Source organism: Streptomyces sp. NPDC047017, assembly GCF_040644175.1.
In the GTDB taxonomy this organism is placed as follows: domain Bacteria; phylum Actinomycetota; class Actinomycetes; order Streptomycetales; family Streptomycetaceae; genus Streptomyces.
The window spans coordinates 301,195-314,663 of sequence record NZ_JBEYVW010000009.1; the positions used below are offsets into that span (position 1 = coordinate 301,195).

The 13,469-nt window shown below is 74.5% G+C and carries 13 protein-coding genes and 2 pseudogenes; 7 read left to right on the forward strand and 8 right to left on the reverse strand.

Annotation, left to right across the window (positions count from 1 at the left end):
• Nucleotides 1-18: 18 nt before the first annotated feature.
• The 3 genes from ABZ858_RS18140 to ABZ858_RS18150 all read right to left on the reverse strand — a co-directional run bounded on the left by ABZ858_RS18140 (nucleotide 19) and on the right by ABZ858_RS18150 (nucleotide 1,496).
• The gene (locus ABZ858_RS18140) at nucleotides 19-213 is read right to left on the reverse strand and encodes a hypothetical protein (protein ID WP_361378879.1); all 195 of its coding nucleotides are present in this window, start codon (nucleotides 211-213) and stop codon (nucleotides 19-21) included.
• 180 nt (nucleotides 214-393) lie between these two features.
• Nucleotides 394-1,020, reverse strand: coding sequence for a DUF6624 domain-containing protein (locus tag ABZ858_RS18145; protein ID WP_361378780.1), 627 nt, complete (start codon nucleotides 1,018-1,020; stop codon nucleotides 394-396).
• Nucleotides 1,017-1,496, reverse strand: coding sequence for an ATP-binding protein (locus ABZ858_RS18150; RefSeq protein WP_361378783.1), 480 nt, complete (start codon nucleotides 1,494-1,496; stop codon nucleotides 1,017-1,019). The genes ABZ858_RS18145 and ABZ858_RS18150 overlap by 4 nt, the downstream gene beginning before the upstream one ends.
• 322 nt (nucleotides 1,497-1,818) lie before the next feature.
• On the opposite strand from ABZ858_RS18150, the gene ABZ858_RS18155 reads away from it, so the two are divergent.
• The 3 genes from ABZ858_RS18155 to ABZ858_RS18165 all read left to right on the forward strand — a co-directional run bounded on the left by ABZ858_RS18155 (nucleotide 1,819) and on the right by ABZ858_RS18165 (nucleotide 3,999).
• On the forward strand, nucleotides 1,819-2,685 hold the full coding sequence (locus ABZ858_RS18155) for a helix-turn-helix transcriptional regulator (protein WP_361378786.1): 867 nt from the start codon (nucleotides 1,819-1,821) through the stop codon (nucleotides 2,683-2,685).
• A gap of 4 nt (nucleotides 2,686-2,689) precedes the next feature.
• Nucleotides 2,690-2,968, forward strand: a complete 279-nt coding sequence (locus ABZ858_RS18160) for a DUF397 domain-containing protein (RefSeq protein WP_361378789.1) — start codon at nucleotides 2,690-2,692, stop codon at nucleotides 2,966-2,968.
• A gap of 221 nt (nucleotides 2,969-3,189) precedes the next feature.
• The gene (locus ABZ858_RS18165) at nucleotides 3,190-3,999 is read left to right on the forward strand and encodes an SAM-dependent methyltransferase (protein WP_361378792.1); all 810 of its coding nucleotides are present in this window, start codon (nucleotides 3,190-3,192) and stop codon (nucleotides 3,997-3,999) included.
• Nucleotides 4,000-4,052: 53 nt separating this feature from the next.
• On the opposite strand, the pseudogene ABZ858_RS18170 reads toward ABZ858_RS18165, so the two are convergent.
• Nucleotides 4,053-5,330: pseudogene (locus ABZ858_RS18170) on the reverse strand (ROK family transcriptional regulator); the annotation flags it as partial.
• Nucleotides 5,331-5,424: 94 nt separating this feature from the next.
• Nucleotides 5,425-6,360 carry a DUF3626 domain-containing protein gene (locus tag ABZ858_RS18175; RefSeq protein WP_361378795.1) on the reverse strand — a complete coding sequence of 312 codons (936 nt, stop codon included), beginning with the start codon at nucleotides 6,358-6,360 and terminating at the stop codon, nucleotides 5,425-5,427.
• A gap of 130 nt (nucleotides 6,361-6,490) precedes the next feature.
• Between ABZ858_RS18175 and ABZ858_RS18180 the strand changes: the two genes are divergently transcribed.
• From ABZ858_RS18180 to ABZ858_RS18190, 3 genes are all read left to right on the forward strand, one after another.
• On the forward strand, nucleotides 6,491-6,985 hold the full coding sequence (locus ABZ858_RS18180) for an FBP domain-containing protein (protein WP_361378798.1): 495 nt from the start codon (nucleotides 6,491-6,493) through the stop codon (nucleotides 6,983-6,985).
• Between the two features lie 107 nt (nucleotides 6,986-7,092).
• On the forward strand, nucleotides 7,093-8,349 hold the full coding sequence (locus tag ABZ858_RS18185; RefSeq protein WP_361378801.1) for an aromatic acid exporter family protein: 1,257 nt from the start codon (nucleotides 7,093-7,095) through the stop codon (nucleotides 8,347-8,349).
• 166 nt (nucleotides 8,350-8,515) lie between these two features.
• Entirely contained in the window at nucleotides 8,516-9,661 is a 1,146-nt protein-coding gene (locus tag ABZ858_RS18190; RefSeq protein WP_361378804.1) for a lactonase family protein, read from the forward strand.
• Here ABZ858_RS18190 and ABZ858_RS18195 read toward each other — a convergent pair.
• A complete protein-coding gene (locus tag ABZ858_RS18195) occupies nucleotides 9,629-10,354 on the reverse strand; it encodes a DUF2470 domain-containing protein (RefSeq protein WP_361378807.1) in 726 nt (241 codons plus the stop codon). The two genes, ABZ858_RS18190 and ABZ858_RS18195, sit on opposite strands and share 33 nt — an antisense overlap.
• A gap of 202 nt (nucleotides 10,355-10,556) precedes the next feature.
• Nucleotides 10,557-11,180, reverse strand: a complete 624-nt coding sequence (locus ABZ858_RS18200) for a TetR/AcrR family transcriptional regulator (RefSeq protein ID WP_361378810.1) — start codon at nucleotides 11,178-11,180, stop codon at nucleotides 10,557-10,559.
• A 143-nt stretch (nucleotides 11,181-11,323) separates the two neighbouring features.
• On the opposite strand from ABZ858_RS18200, the gene ABZ858_RS18205 reads away from it, so the two are divergent.
• Nucleotides 11,324-12,892, forward strand: coding sequence for a cytochrome P450 (locus tag ABZ858_RS18205; RefSeq protein WP_361378813.1), 1,569 nt, complete (start codon nucleotides 11,324-11,326; stop codon nucleotides 12,890-12,892).
• Nucleotides 12,893-12,979: 87 nt separating this feature from the next.
• On the opposite strand, the pseudogene ABZ858_RS18210 reads toward ABZ858_RS18205, so the two are convergent.
• Nucleotides 12,980-13,375 (reverse strand): annotated as a pseudogene (locus tag ABZ858_RS18210) (nuclear transport factor 2 family protein); the annotation flags it as partial.
• Nucleotides 13,376-13,469 lie beyond the last annotated feature (94 nt).

Genomic DNA, 13,469 nt, shown 5'->3' on the forward strand with positions numbered 1-13,469 from the left:
AGGCCCGAAAGGGCGCGGTCAGTCGGACGGCTCTTGCGGAGCGGGGTGTTCGGGGTGGGCCGTGCCCGAGCGCGGGGCCCCCTGGGGTCCGCTGCCCGCCTCGTCGGTGTCGGGTACGTCGTCGGCGGCGGACCCGGGCCGGCGCTTCCCGGAACCGCTCACGTGGGCGACCTCCCACGGGTCCTCGCCCGTCTGGGCCTGCTGGTCCGGCATGTCACGGGGGACGGGCGCTCCGCTCGCCCCGGGGGCGCTGTGGGATTGTCCGGTCACGGGGTACTCCTTCCAGGAGGCGTGCGTGTCTCCGCACGGCTGTTCGCACGCCGTACGGCGCCGCGCGAGTACCACCCCGGTGACCTGCGAAACCTCCGCACCGACAACGCCTCGCGGAACGCCTCAGCAGGGCAGGCGCAGCGCCCGCAGCTGCTCCAGCAGCGGAGCGAGCCCGACGTCCTCGCGGCGCTCGTCGAGGGTCTGCGGGCAGCGCACCGGGTACGGGCGCAGCGTCGCCGGGTCGATCCGCGTCCCGTAGAACTGCGGCTCGCCGAGTTCCACGGCGCAGTGGTCGGCGATGTAGGCGAGGTGGACGGCGGGGCAGCGGCCGTCCGCCGTGGCCTTGGCGATCAGGTCCCGGCAGCGCAGCCGCAGATCGAGGCCGGGGGCGTGCAGCAGGATCGTCAGCGCGGCGGTGGACGCCTCCGTGCCGACCGTGTCGGCGGTCGGCCACCCGTAGCGGTGCACGATCGCCGCGAGCGCCTCGGCGTTGTCCTGATGGCACCGGCCGACCAGCCGCCGTCGCTCGGGTGTGCGCACGGCACCCGCCTCCCGGGTCAGCCTCCGGTCCTCGGCCGCCCTGCGCACCAACTCGGCCGAGACCGCGGGGACGAGCGCCACGGGGACGGCGGTCGCTGCGGGGACGAGCACGTCGGGGACGGCGGTCACCTCGCGGACGGCGGTCGCCGCGCTCCCCTCCGCTTCCCCGGGGAACGCGGTGGGTACGGCGTGTTCCGTACGGTCGCTCATGGCGCCGCACCCCACAGGCGCAGGGTGAACCAGACCCGCTTGCCGGGACTGCCGGGCTCGGGCGGGGCCAGGCCCCAGTCGTCCGCGACGGCGGCCACGATGGCCAGGCCGCGCCCCGACTCGGCGGCGGCGTCCGCCGTGCGGCGCCGGGGCAGCCGGGGCGAGCGGTCGGCCAGCGTGATCCGCAGGGTGCGGGCGGTGTGCTCGATGGTGAGGGTGACGGTGTCACGCGGCCCGGTGCACGCGTGCCGGACCGCGTTGGCGAACAGTTCGTCCGTGGCCAGGACGGCGCTGTCGCACTGGTCGGCCGGCAGCCGCAGCCGGGCCAGGTGACGGGTCACCAGGCGCCGTACGGCCGAGGCGCGGGCGGGGTCGGCGGGCACCGTGCGGCGCAGGCGCCCCGGTCCGGCCTCGTGGCCTGCGGCGTCCCCGGCCGGGTGCGCCGCGCCCCGCCGCCGGGCCTTGGACGCCGTCACCGGCGCCCACCGTCGGTCACGGTGCGGAGCGCGCTCCAGGACGCGGTCTCGGTCACGGTGGTCATCCAGGGTCTCGCCTCGCAGTCCCGTGCGGCCACGGGGGACGCACCGCACCTGTGGGAACGTCAGTTCCCTTTCTTTGGACGGGAGTTGATCGTGACGACGGCTGCTCTCAGGGCAACTCCCGCGGTCACTATGATGTCCGGCACACTCGGCTCGCAACCCGCGTTCTGATAATTTCAGCCAGATCCGTATCACCCTGTTCGTCACGTCGGCCGCGTGGCACACTGCACGCTGTGACGGCCGTCCCGGGAGGTCAGGAGTGAGTGAGAACCGCTCTGGCGGCACCGCACCCACCGTCCTGCGCATGGTCCTGGGCAAGCGTCTGCGGCAACTGCGGGAGCGGGCGGAGGTGTCGTTCGAGGACGCGGCACGGGTCATCGAGGTGACACCGCTGACGGTGCGCCGCATGGAGAAGGCCGAGGTCGGCCTGCGCATCCCGTACGTCAAGGAGCTGCTGCGCGCCTACGGTGTGCCGGCCTCGGAGGTCGACGACTTCGTCGGCCTGGCCAGGGAGGCCAACAAGCCCGGCTGGTGGTACAAGTTCCGCGATGTGCTGCCCGAGTGGTTCCGGGCCTACGTCAGCCTGGAGAGCGAGGCCAGCGTCATCCGGCTGTACGAACCGCACTACGTGCCGGGCCTGTTGCAGACGCACGACTACGCCACCGCGCTGATGTGCGTGGGTTTCCCCAACGAGCCGGAGGAGGAGATCGCCCGTCGCGTGGGCCTGCGCGTCAAGCGCCAGGATCTGCTCGACCGGCCGGACGGTCCCGTCGTCTGGGCCATCCTGGAGGAGTCGGTGCTGCGCCGTCCCGTCGGCGGCACCGAGGTGATACGGGCCCAGCTCGACCGTCTCCTGGAGCTGTCGGACCTGCCGAAGGTGCGGATCCAGGTGATGCCGCACGCCGTGGGAGCCCATCCCGGGGCCTTCGGCCCCTTCCACCACTTCCGCTTCGGCTTCTCCGAACTGCCCGACGTGGTCTACACCGAGAACCTCGCGGGCTCGGTCTACTACGACCGGGCGCAGGACGTCGTCGCCTATCTCGAAGTACTGGACCGGATGGCCGTACAGGCCCAGCCGGTCTCACGGACCAGGGACATCCTGGGCGAACTGCGTAAGGAGTTGTGATCCCATGACATCCACCGCACCCCGCGCCTTTGGCGCCGCCGCTTCCGAGGAGCACGTCCGCACCGGCATGCCCGCCGGTGAGCTGGGCACCGAGGGCTGGCACAAACCCTGGAGCGGCACCAACGGCGGTTCCTGCGTGGAGGCCAAGCGCCTGCCCGACGGCAGGGTCGCCGTGCGCCAGTCCACGGACCCCGACGGGCCCGCGCTGATCTACACCCGGGACGAGATGACCACCTTCCTGGCGGGCGCCAAGGCGGGCCTCGCGGACTTCCTGGTCGACTGATCCGCGGCCCCTCCCCGATCGGGGCGGACCGGGATCGACCGGCTCCGGACCGTGGCCGAACCCGGCCCGGACCACCGGCCCCGGCCCGCCCCGCGGGACCGCCCGCACGACACCTCCCGCCGTGCGGGCGGTCCCGCTCCCGCTCAAGAACCACCGCCTCGCGCAGGGGCGTCGAGAGTACGTCGGTGAACGACCGCGTGCCGCACGGCAGGAGACCCCTCATGGCAGACAGCCGGCCCACCACCGGCCGGGACGCGTCACCCAGGATCGACACCTCGGTGCCCCACTCGGCCCGCGTCTGGAACTACTGGCTGGGCGGTAAGGACAACTACGAGGTGGACCGGACGGCGGGCGACGCCTACCGCGCGCACGCGCCCGGCATCCAGGCGATGGCCCGCGCCTCCCGCCGGTTCCTGATCCGCGCGGTGACGCACGTCGCCGGGGACCTCGGGGTGCGGCAGTTCCTCGACATCGGCGCCGGTCTGCCCGCCTACGACAACACCCACCAGATCGCCCAGCGCCTCGCGCCCACCTCACGCGTCGTCTACGTCGACAACGACCCGCTGGTGATCCGGCACGCCCAGGCCCTGCTGGGCAGCGCCCCGGAGGGCGTCACCGATTTCGTCGAGGCCGATCTGCGCGGCCCCGAGGAGATCGTCGAGCGGGCCGGGCGGACGCTGGACCTCGGCCGGCCGGTCGCCGTGATGCTCATGGGCGTCCTCGGGCACATCGAGGACCACGAGGAGGCGAAGTCCGTCGTCCGCCGTCTGCTGGCCGCCCTGCCCTCCGGCAGCTTCCTCGTCCACTACGACAGCACCGACACCGACCCGGCCCTCAAGGAGGCCCAGCAGGGCTACGACGACACCGGCGCCGCCCCCTACGCACTGCGCAGCCCCGAGCAGCTCACCGACTACTACGAGGGGCTGGACGTACTGGCACCGGGCATCGTCTCCTGCCCGCTGTGGCGCCCCGAGCCGGGCACCTCCCCCGAGCCCGCGGACATCTACGGCGGTGCGGCCCGCAAGCCCTGAACCCCCGAAGCCCCCGGCCGACCCGCCGCGCCGCCCGCGGCCGGCTGCGCCCGGCGCTCCTCCAGGGCCGTCTGCCAGGCCGGGGGCACGGCCTCGGGGGGCGGCTCGGCGGGGCGGCCGCCGCGGGCGAAGAAGTCGGCCAGCGGCAGGATCGCCGCGCCCACGGTCACCGCGTCCGGGCCGAGGCGGCCGAGTTCGACGGTCACCTTCTGCGCGGGGTGGCGCAGCGCGTACGCCGTGGCGTGGCGGCGTACGGCGGGCAGGAAGCGCGCGCCGAGCTGGAGCCCTGCCCAGCCGCCGATGAGGATGCGCTCGGGCTGGAAGAGGTTGATCAGGTCGGACAGGCCCGCGCCCAGGTACTCGGCGGTCTCCTCCAGGACGGCGAGTGCCACCGGGTCGGCGGCGGTGCCCCCGGGCGGGTAGGCGGCGGCCAGCATGGTGGTCAGCGCGGTCTCCTCGTCGGTGCCGGGCGGCGGCTGCCCGCCCTCCTCGCGCCAGCGGGCCAGCAGCGACTCCGCGCCGGCGTACGCCTCCAGGCAGCCCAGCGCGCCGCACCGGCAGCGGCGTCCGCGCACCCGGACCGTCAGGTGCCCCCACTCGACGGGCCGCCCGCGCTCGACCTCGGGCGTGACCAGGCTGGCGCCGACGCCGGAGCCGAAGAGGACGACGACCGCGTTGCCCGCGCCGCGTCCGGCGCCGAACCACATCTCGGCCTGGCCGAGCGTCTTGGCGCCGTTGTCGATGAAGTACGGGACCTCCTGCGGCAGCCGGGAGCCGCTGCGCAGCAGCCGCTCCAGGGGCACGGCGTCCCAGCCGATGGTCTGGCCGTGCACGACGGCGCCGCGGTCCGGGGTGCGTTCGACGATGCCGGGAACCCCGATGCCGACGCCGAGCAGGCGCTGCGGGGCGAGTCCGGCCGTGGCCAGCACCTCGGTGACCCCGTCCCGGATGTGGCCGGTGATCACCTCGACGTCGTAGCGCTGCGCGGCGAGCGGGCGTTCGGTGCGGGCGCGTTCGGTGAGGGTGAGGTCGAACAGCTCGACGCGGACCCGGGTCTCGCCGACGTCCACGCCGATCATGTGGCCGCTGTGCGGGGCCACGCGCAGCAGGGTGCGCGGGCGGCCGCCGTCGGAGCCGACGCTGCCGGCCTCCTCGACCAGGCCGTCGGCGACGAGGTCGGCGACGACGTTGCTGACCGAGCCGGAGCTGAGGCCGGTGGCCGGACCGAGTTCGAAGCGGCTGAGCGGGCCGTCGAAGTAGAGCCGCTGCAGGACGGCCGTACGGTTGGCCCGCCTGAGATCGCGCACCGTGCGCCCGTTCCGCCCTGCCATGTGGCTCCCTCGTCCGCACCCTGCCCCGACGTGCAACATACCGCCGCGCGCCGCCCCGGCGCGACTTCCCCGCCCTCTTAGTCCACGTAATAAATTAAGGCGTGGCCAAGTCGGGATCGGGAGCGGCTGCCGCTTCGGTGCCGGGGTCCGCCGCTGCTCCGGCCCGGGGCAGGCAGGCCGTGCCCGCGCCCTCGGGCGCCCCGTGCCGGGCGAGGGTGTGCCAGACCATCTTCAGGTCCTGGAGCACGTACCGGCCGGTGCGGGCCGCGTCACCGATGATCCGCGGATCGAGCCGGCCGTCCTCGGCGATCGCGGCGCCGAGGACGGCGTACTCCTCGCCGCGGTAGTCCGCGTGCCGGCGCAGCCCGGCGACGTCGAGGCGGTAGCCGGGGTGCCACTCGACGGGGCACGGCAGGTCCCGGGCGTCCGCCTCGACGGACGTGCCGCGGTAGCTCGCGTCAAGGACCAGGGCCTCCACGTCCCGGGCGAGGTCGATGCCGCCGTGGACCTGGGCCTCGACGTAGTCGTCCAGGGCGTCGCGCTCGTCGGCCCCGGCCAGGGCGGTCAGCGCCAGCGCGACGGCGGTGCCGAAGTCGGCGGGTTCGGCGGCGCTGTCCGGGTAGCAGAAGGTGGCACGGGCGAGCGCCGCCGGCGTGAGCCGGAAGTGCGAGGAGCCGAACCTGGGCGCGGCTCCCACCACCTGGCGGCGGAAGTCCAGGGCTCCGTAGACGGGCCGCTCGGCCGGGGGCGCGTCGTCGTAGGCGCCGCCGAAAATGCGGTTCTCCCAGCGCCACCGGTCGCCTCCGGGGTGCGCGGTGAGGCCGCCGTTGCTGGTACCGGTGACGAACTGCGAGTGGTAGGCGCCGTCCCGGGCCAGCGCCCGCAGGATCGGCAGACCGCCGGACAGGCGGTCGGGGTGGAAGTTCAGCGTGACGCGCAGGTCCGGCTCGACGGCCGGTCCCGCGGCGAGCGCGGTGACATGCCGCAGCGCCGCCCGGGCCCGCGGCGAGCGCACGTCCTCGAAATCCATTGGTGTCCCCTCCCGTAACCTGCTTACCCTAGACGTGAAGCTAAAAGCATTAGGCACTTGACATCAGGCATTGCCGCATCAGGCCATTGCCTCATCAGGCGTTGCCGTCGCGACCACACCGGAGCCTCCCATGAGATCACTGACCGAGCAGGACATCCGCAGCTCCTTCGTCAACTGCTCGAAGGGCGAGGCCAAGCGCCTGGCGGTGCCCCGCGATCTCGACGAGCGCCCCTGGGACGATCTCGACTTCCTGGGCTGGCGGGACCCGGGCGCGCCCGGGCGCAGCTGTCTGGTCGCCGAACGCGCGGGCCGCCCGGTCGGCATCGCCCTGCGCCACCCGTCCTCGCAGCGCGGCTTCCTGCACCGCAGCATGTGCTCACTGTGCCTGACCACGCACCCGGGCGGCGGGGTGTCCCTGATGACCGCCCGCAAGGCGGGCCCGGCCGGCCGCGAGGGCAACTCGGTCGGCCTGTACATGTGCACCGATCTGGCCTGCTCCCTGTACGTGCGCGGCCGGAAGGTCCCGGAGTCCGGTTCGCGGTTCGAGGAGAGCCTGAGCCTGGAGGAGCAGATCGCCCGGACGAGGGGCAACCTGGCCGGTTTCCTGGACAGGCTGGAGGCCTGATCCGCCGGGCCGGCGCCCGGCCGGGCGGCCGTCCGCCCCTCCCCGCCTGTCCCCCACCTGCTCGTATCCACGTTCGACGCGTCGGCGAACGGGGAACAGCGCAAGGGATGCAAGATGTACGTGAGGCGATGTCGTCCCTTGTCCGGCTGGTGCGGCGGCACCGGGATCCCGTGGTCGTGCAGGCACTGCGGTCCACGGTCGCGGCCACGATCGCGTATGTGATCGCCAAATGGCTCAGTCCCGAGCCGGCGCCGCTGACCGCTCCGCTGACGGCCCTGCTGGTCGTCCAGGTGACCCTGTTCGCGACGCTCACGACGAGCATCCGCCGGGTGAACGCGGTGGTGGCCGGTGTCGTCGTGGCCATCCTCTTCTCCCTGCTCGTGGGGCTGACCTGGTGGAGCCTCGCGCTGGTGATCCTGGCCGGCCTCGGCGTGGGGCATCTGGTGCGGGTGGACGAGTTCGTGGCCGAGGTGGCGATCAGCGCGATGCTGGTCCTCGGTGTCACCACGGTGGGCAGCACGGCCTGGGCGCGGATCGTGGAGACCCTGATCGGCGCGGTGGTCGGCATGGGCTGCAACCTGCTGCTCGCTCCCCCGGTGTGGACCGAACACGCGGGCGAGTCCATCGAGGGGCTGGCCCGGCGGATGCGGCAGTTGATGCTGCACATGGGCGAGGAGGTGGCCGGCGGCACCCCGGTGGAGCAGGCCGCCGCCCGGCTGCACGAGGCGCGCCGCCTCGACCACGACATCGCCGACGTGGACGCCGCCCTGCGGCAGGCCGAGGACAGCCTGCGGCTGAACCCGCGGGTGCGCGAGGGGCTGCTGCACCGGGTGGTGCTGCGCACCGGCCTGGACACGCTGGAGATCTGCACGGTCGTGCTGCGGGTGCTGGCGCGCACCTTCACCGACCTGACCAAGGAGCGCGAGCCCGAGCCGCTGTTCTCGCCGCAGGCGGGCGCCCTGGTGCAGCAGTTGCTGAGCGAGATCTCGGACGCCGTGGTCAGTTACGCGGTGCTGGTGACCACCGATGTCAGGGTGAGCGCCGAGTCGGCCGAGGACCGGCTGGCGGCCGAGCTGCGGCAGGCCGCGGCCACCCGGGACAAGCTGGCGCAGCTCCTTTTGGAGGAGGTGCAGCGGGACGCGAGCCAGTGGCAGCTGCTGGGCGCGGTGCTGACCGAGGTCAACCGCATCCTGGACGAGATGGACACCGAGCACCGCTCCAAGCGGCTGCTGGAGGAACTGGACCGGCACACCCGGGAGCAGCGCGAGCGCCGTTCGCGGCTGACCCGGATCGGGGACCGGCTGGGGGCGCCGGCCCGGCGGCGCCGCGACCGCGAGGACGCCGCCGCCCGGCAGTCCGTGTGAGCAGTCCGTGCGAGCAGTCCGGGTGAGCACGGGCGGACGGCGTACGGCGTACGTCACCCGGCGCGGCGCGGTGCGTGCGACAGCGGTCGCCGGTCTTGCCCCGGTGCGGTGATCCACGTCAGGGTGCCGGGGACGACCGAGTCGGCCGACGACCTGGGGTGCGGAGATGGGCAGTGGCCGGGAGCCGGAACGGGGCTGGAGCAGGCGCCGGTTGGTCGGGGCGGTGACGGGCGCCGCCGCGGCGACGGCGGTCCCGGCGCCCGCGTTGCCGGGGACGTCGCCGGCCGGGCGGGCCGCGGCGGGCGGACCGCGGGGCGCCCGGCCGCTCTGGATCGGCACCTACACCTCGGCCGAGGGGGGCGGCACGGGCCTCGGCCGGGCGGTGTACGACCCGGTCACGGGCGCCGTGACGGGCCGCTCCCCGCTCACCGGCGTCGCCGATCCCTCGTATCCGGCGGTGCACCCGGACGGCCGTACGCTCTACGCGGTCGACGAGCGCGCGAACGGGGCCGTGACCGCCGTACGGCCGGCCGGCGGGGCGGGGCCCTGCCATCTGTCCGTGCACCCCGGCGGGCGCCGGCTGCTCAGTGCGAACCACACCTCCGGCAGCGTGGCCGTGCACCCCGTCGACGGCTCGGGCGCGCTCGGTGAGCGCACCGATCTGGTGACCCACTCCAGCCCGCCGCCCGGCCCGGGACAGCGGGGCCCGCACGCCCACCAGATCGTCACCAGCCCGGACGGCGGCCATGTGCTCGCCGTGGACCTCGGTACGGACACGGTGTACACGTACCGTCTCGACGTGCGCGCCGGGAAGCTCACGGAGGTCTCGCGCGCGCGGACCCGGCCCGGCGCCGGGCCGCGCCACCTCACCTTCCATCCCGGCGGCCGGTACGCCTGTCTCGCCAACGAGGTGGACGACACGGTCGCGGTGTGCGCCTACGACCCGGCGACCGGCCGGCTGACCGCCGGCGACCCGCAGCCCTCGGGCTCGGACGCGGGCACGAACTGTCCGGCGCAGTTCCTGGTCACCGCGGACGGCCGGTTCGCCTTCCTCGCCAACCGGGGCCACAACAGCCTGGCGCGCTACGCCGTGGGCGCGGACGGTTCCCGGCTCGCGCTGCTGGGCACGATGCCGGCCCAGGGCGACTTCCCGCGCCAGATCGCCTTCTCGCCGGACGGCGCGCTGCTGTTCGCGGCGAACCAGAGGTCGGGCACGGTCAGCGTGTTCCACGTGGGGCGCGCCGACGGCACGCTGCGGCTCGCCGGCGAGCCGTTCGCCTCACCCGTCGCCGTCTGTGCGCTGCCGCTGTAGGGCGCGCGGGCAGGCCGCGGCGCTGGCCTGCGCGAGCAGGACGTGCATGCGTTCGGTGAGCCCGCCGACGTCGTCGGCGGGCGTGTGGAACGCCAGCCGTACGTCGCCGTGGGCGCGGGCGCGTTCGATGCGCAGGGTCAGCCCGTGCCGGTCGACGGCGAGCGGGCGTACGCGCGCCGCGCCGTGCAGGCTGTCGGGCCCGACGAGCCGGCACAGGCGTTCCACGGCGTCGGGGTGGGCCTCGGCGAGGTGGGTGAGCAGGCCGGCCTCCACGGTGGCCAGCGGGTCGGGCTCGGCGGCGGCGAACTCACCGGGGTCGACGACGACGGTGCCGCACGGCCGGCGCAGCACCACGCGCATCGGCTGGAACACGAGGTGGTCGCCCACGGGGGTGAACCGTCCGGCGAGCCACAGCCGGGCGCGGACCCGCTCGCGGACCGGGACGGGGGCGACGTCGGTGAACTCCAGCACGGCGGGCAGCTCGCCGCGCGGCGCGCAGACGGCGCTCACGCCCAGGGCGCTGTCCTCGGGCAGGTGCAGCAGTACCCGGCCGTCGTCGGCCACGCTGTGCGCGCCGACGAACTCCTCCCGGCCGCCCTGCGCGGTCACCGCGCAGGACCACGCGGCGGCGAGCACCGACCGTGCTCGCTGTGCCGCCCCGGGCGCCGCCGCCCACCTGTGGCTGTCACCCATCCGGAACCTCCTCGCTAGCCCTCATTAGGTAAGGCTTGCCTAACCTATCGGAGATCGGGGCGCGCGCCAAGCAGGCGGGGCGGACCGGGGTGTCCGGAGGGGGGCGCGCCGGGGCGTGTGGGGGCGTGCACGGCGGACGGGGCGGAGGGAGCGGACGGGGCGGGAGCGGTCGGGGCGGACGGGATACGCCGCCCGCTCGCGCTCAGGGGGCCAGTACGCCCAGCAGCGCGCGGGCGCACAGGTCGCGCACCTGGGCGCGGGTCAGGTCGCAGCCGCGCAGCCACTCCAGGCAGACGGCGGTGGTGAAGGCCAGCCAGCCGCGTACGGCGAGCCGCAGGTCGGGGCGGCGGGCGGCGAGCGGGCCGAACTCGGGGTCCGCCTCCAGCGCGGCCAGGATCTGCCGTTCCTGCGCGGCCAGTGCCCGCTGGTAGACGCGGCGCACGGCCTGGTCGCCCGCCGCGTCGGCGCGGTGGAAGGCGCGGTAGCCGTGCGCGTGGGCGCGGACGTGCTCCAGGTACGTGTCGAGACCGGCCGAGAGCTGTTCGCGCACCGGGACGCCGGGCACCGCCGCGGTCAGCCGGAGCATCCGCTCGCTCTCCCGCTCCACGACCGCCGCGAAGAAGTCCCGCTTGGTCGGGAAGTAGTGGTAGAGCAGCCCGCGCGAGACCCCCGCGATCTCCGCGACCTGCTCGATCCACACGTCGTCGTACGGGCTCTCCGAGAACAGCCGCGCCCCCACCGACAGCAGTTGCTCCCGGCGCTCCTCGGTGCTGAGCCGGCGGCGCGTGCGCCGCTCCCCCCGCTGCTCCCCCTGGTCCGCGGCCATGTCCGCACTCTACTTGACGCCGGTTCAGCAACCGGACCAGACTGGAACCGCTATTGAACCCACGTCCAACACGTGTGGTCCGGGCGGGGCGGGACGGTCACTTCGCGGCCCGGCGGGCCATGGGAGACCGGGAAGAGGGCGCCATGGCGCAGACGACGACCGCGGGCGGCCGGACGAAGGGTTTCCGCAGCGCGGAACTGGGCTGGCCCGAGCTGCACCGCATCCCGCACCCGCCGCGCCGGGTCCCCTTCCTCGGCGATGTGCTCGGCGCCGACCGGCGCACCCCGCTGCAGGACACCATGCGCTACGCCCGCGATCTCGGCCCGGTCTTCCGCCGCAAGGCGTTCGGCAAGGAGTTCGTGTTCGTCTGGGGTGCCCGGCAGGCCGCCGACCTCGCGGACGAGGCGCGGTTCGCCAAGCACGTCGGCCTCGGCGTGGCCAATCTGCGGCCGGTCGCGGGCGACGGGCTGTTCACCGCGTACAACCACGAACCCAACTGGCAGCTCGCGCACGACGTGCTGGCCCCCGGCTTCCACCGGGAGGCGATGGCCGGCTACCACCTGATGATGCTGGACGTGGCCGCCCGGCTGACCGGCCACTGGGACCGCGAGCAGGCCGCCGGCCGCGCCGTGGACGTGCCCGCCGACATGACCAAGCTGACCCTGGAGACGATCGCCCGCACCGGCTTCGGGCACGACTTCGGCTCCTTCGAGCGCGCCCGCCCGCACCCGTTCGTCACCGCGATGGTCGGCACCCTCACCTACGCGCAGCGGCTCAACTCCGTCCCGGCGCCGCTGGCCCCGCTGCTGCTGCGTGCCGCGAGCCGCCGCAACGCGGCCGACATCGCCTACCTCAACCGCACGGTCGACGACCTCGTGCGGGCCCGCCGCGCGGGCACCGGAGGCGGGGCCGGGACGGGCGGCGGGGACCTGCTGGACCGGATGCTGGAGACGGCCCACCCGCGGACCGGGGAACGCCTCTCGGCGGAGAACGTACGCCGCCAGGTGATCACCTTCCTGGTCGCCGGGCACGAGACCACCTCGGGCGCGCTCTCCTTCGCGCTGCACTACCTCGCCCGGCACCCGGAGATCGCGGCCCGCGCGCGGGCCGAGGTGGACCAGGTGTGGGGCGACAGCCCGGCGCCCGGCTACGAGCAGGTCGCCAAGCTGCGCTACGTACGCCGGGTGCTGGACGAGACGCTGCGGCTGTGGCCGACCGCGCCCGCCTTCGCCCGCGAGGCCCTGCACGACACCGTGCTCGCCGGGGAGCACCCCATGCGGGCGGGCGCCTGGACGCTGGTGCTGACCTCCATGCTGCACCGCGACCCCGAGGTGTGGGGCGAGGACGCGGAACGGTTCGACCCGGACCGGTTCGACGCGCGGGCCGTGCGCGCCCGCCCGGCGCATGTCTTCAAACCGTTCGGCACCGGCGCGCGGGCGTGCATCGGCCGCCAGTTCGCGCTGCACGAGGCCACGCTGGTCCTGGGCCTGCTGCTGCGCCGCTACGACCTGCGGGCCGAGCCGGACTACCGGCTGACGGTGACCGAGCGGCTCACCCTGATGCCCGAGGGGCTGCGGCTGCGCCTGGAGCGGCGCACCGCGCCCGTCCCGGCGGCGCCGGTACGCGTTCCCGGGGTGCCGGACGTGTCCGAGACCTCCGGTGAGGGGGCGGGGCCAGGGCTTCGCTGTCCGGTGCACGGGGCGGGTGAATGACCCCGGCGCAGTGCGCCGGCGGGTCCACCCGGTCCGGGCCGAGGTGTTCGGGCGGCGCCTGGCAACCGGCTGTGCGCGAACGGGAGTTCAGTCCTCCTCGTACTCCAGGGCGGTCAGGAGGTCCAGGCGTGCCAGCCGGTCGGTGTCGGCCAGGATGTACATCTGGGTGATCCGGCCGTCCTCGACGGTGACCGCGCTGACCGACAGGGGGCGCCCCTCGGGGGCGTTGGCCATGCCGATCGTGCCGTTGACCAGGACGAGCCGTGCCGTCCCGGCGAACCGGGCGAAGGTGAGCGCCTGGGCGGCAACGGTCCGCGCGCCGCGCACCACCTTGGAGACGGCGGCGCCCCGGCCCGGCGCGCCGGCGTCGACCCGCAGCACCACGTCGGGGTGGAGGACGGCGACCAGCGCCTCCAAGTCGCCGCCGCGCGCGGCGGCGAGGAAGGCCTCGACCACCACGCGCTGGCGCCCCGGGTCGGACTGGCGGATTCTTGGGGTCCTCGCAACACCTGATGGCTTATGTGGCCGTCAGTAGATCACGCAGGCGCTCGGCTGGTGTTTTCCAGCCGAGCGTTTT

Coding starts and splice junctions, on each gene's coding strand:
- ABZ858_RS18205 (WP_361378813.1), top strand. CDS start 11,324: ATGGCGCAGACGACGACCGCGGGCGGCCGGACGAAGGGTTTCCGCAGC.
- ABZ858_RS18160 (WP_361378789.1), top strand. CDS start 2,690: ATGACATCCACCGCACCCCGCGCCTTTGGCGCCGCCGCTTCCGAGGAG.
- ABZ858_RS18180 (WP_361378798.1), top strand. CDS start 6,491: ATGAGATCACTGACCGAGCAGGACATCCGCAGCTCCTTCGTCAACTGC.
- ABZ858_RS18190 (WP_361378804.1), top strand. CDS start 8,516: ATGGGCAGTGGCCGGGAGCCGGAACGGGGCTGGAGCAGGCGCCGGTTG.
- ABZ858_RS18140 (WP_361378879.1), bottom strand. CDS start 213: ATGCCGGACCAGCAGGCCCAGACGGGCGAGGACCCGTGGGAGGTCGCC.
- ABZ858_RS18145 (WP_361378780.1), bottom strand. CDS start 1,020: ATGAGCGACCGTACGGAACACGCCGTACCCACCGCGTTCCCCGGGGAA.
- ABZ858_RS18165 (WP_361378792.1), top strand. CDS start 3,190: ATGGCAGACAGCCGGCCCACCACCGGCCGGGACGCGTCACCCAGGATC.
- ABZ858_RS18185 (WP_361378801.1), top strand. CDS start 7,093: ATGCAAGATGTACGTGAGGCGATGTCGTCCCTTGTCCGGCTGGTGCGG.
- ABZ858_RS18195 (WP_361378807.1), bottom strand. CDS start 10,354: ATGGGTGACAGCCACAGGTGGGCGGCGGCGCCCGGGGCGGCACAGCGA.
- ABZ858_RS18175 (WP_361378795.1), bottom strand. CDS start 6,360: ATGGATTTCGAGGACGTGCGCTCGCCGCGGGCCCGGGCGGCGCTGCGG.
- ABZ858_RS18200 (WP_361378810.1), bottom strand. CDS start 11,180: ATGGCCGCGGACCAGGGGGAGCAGCGGGGGGAGCGGCGCACGCGCCGC.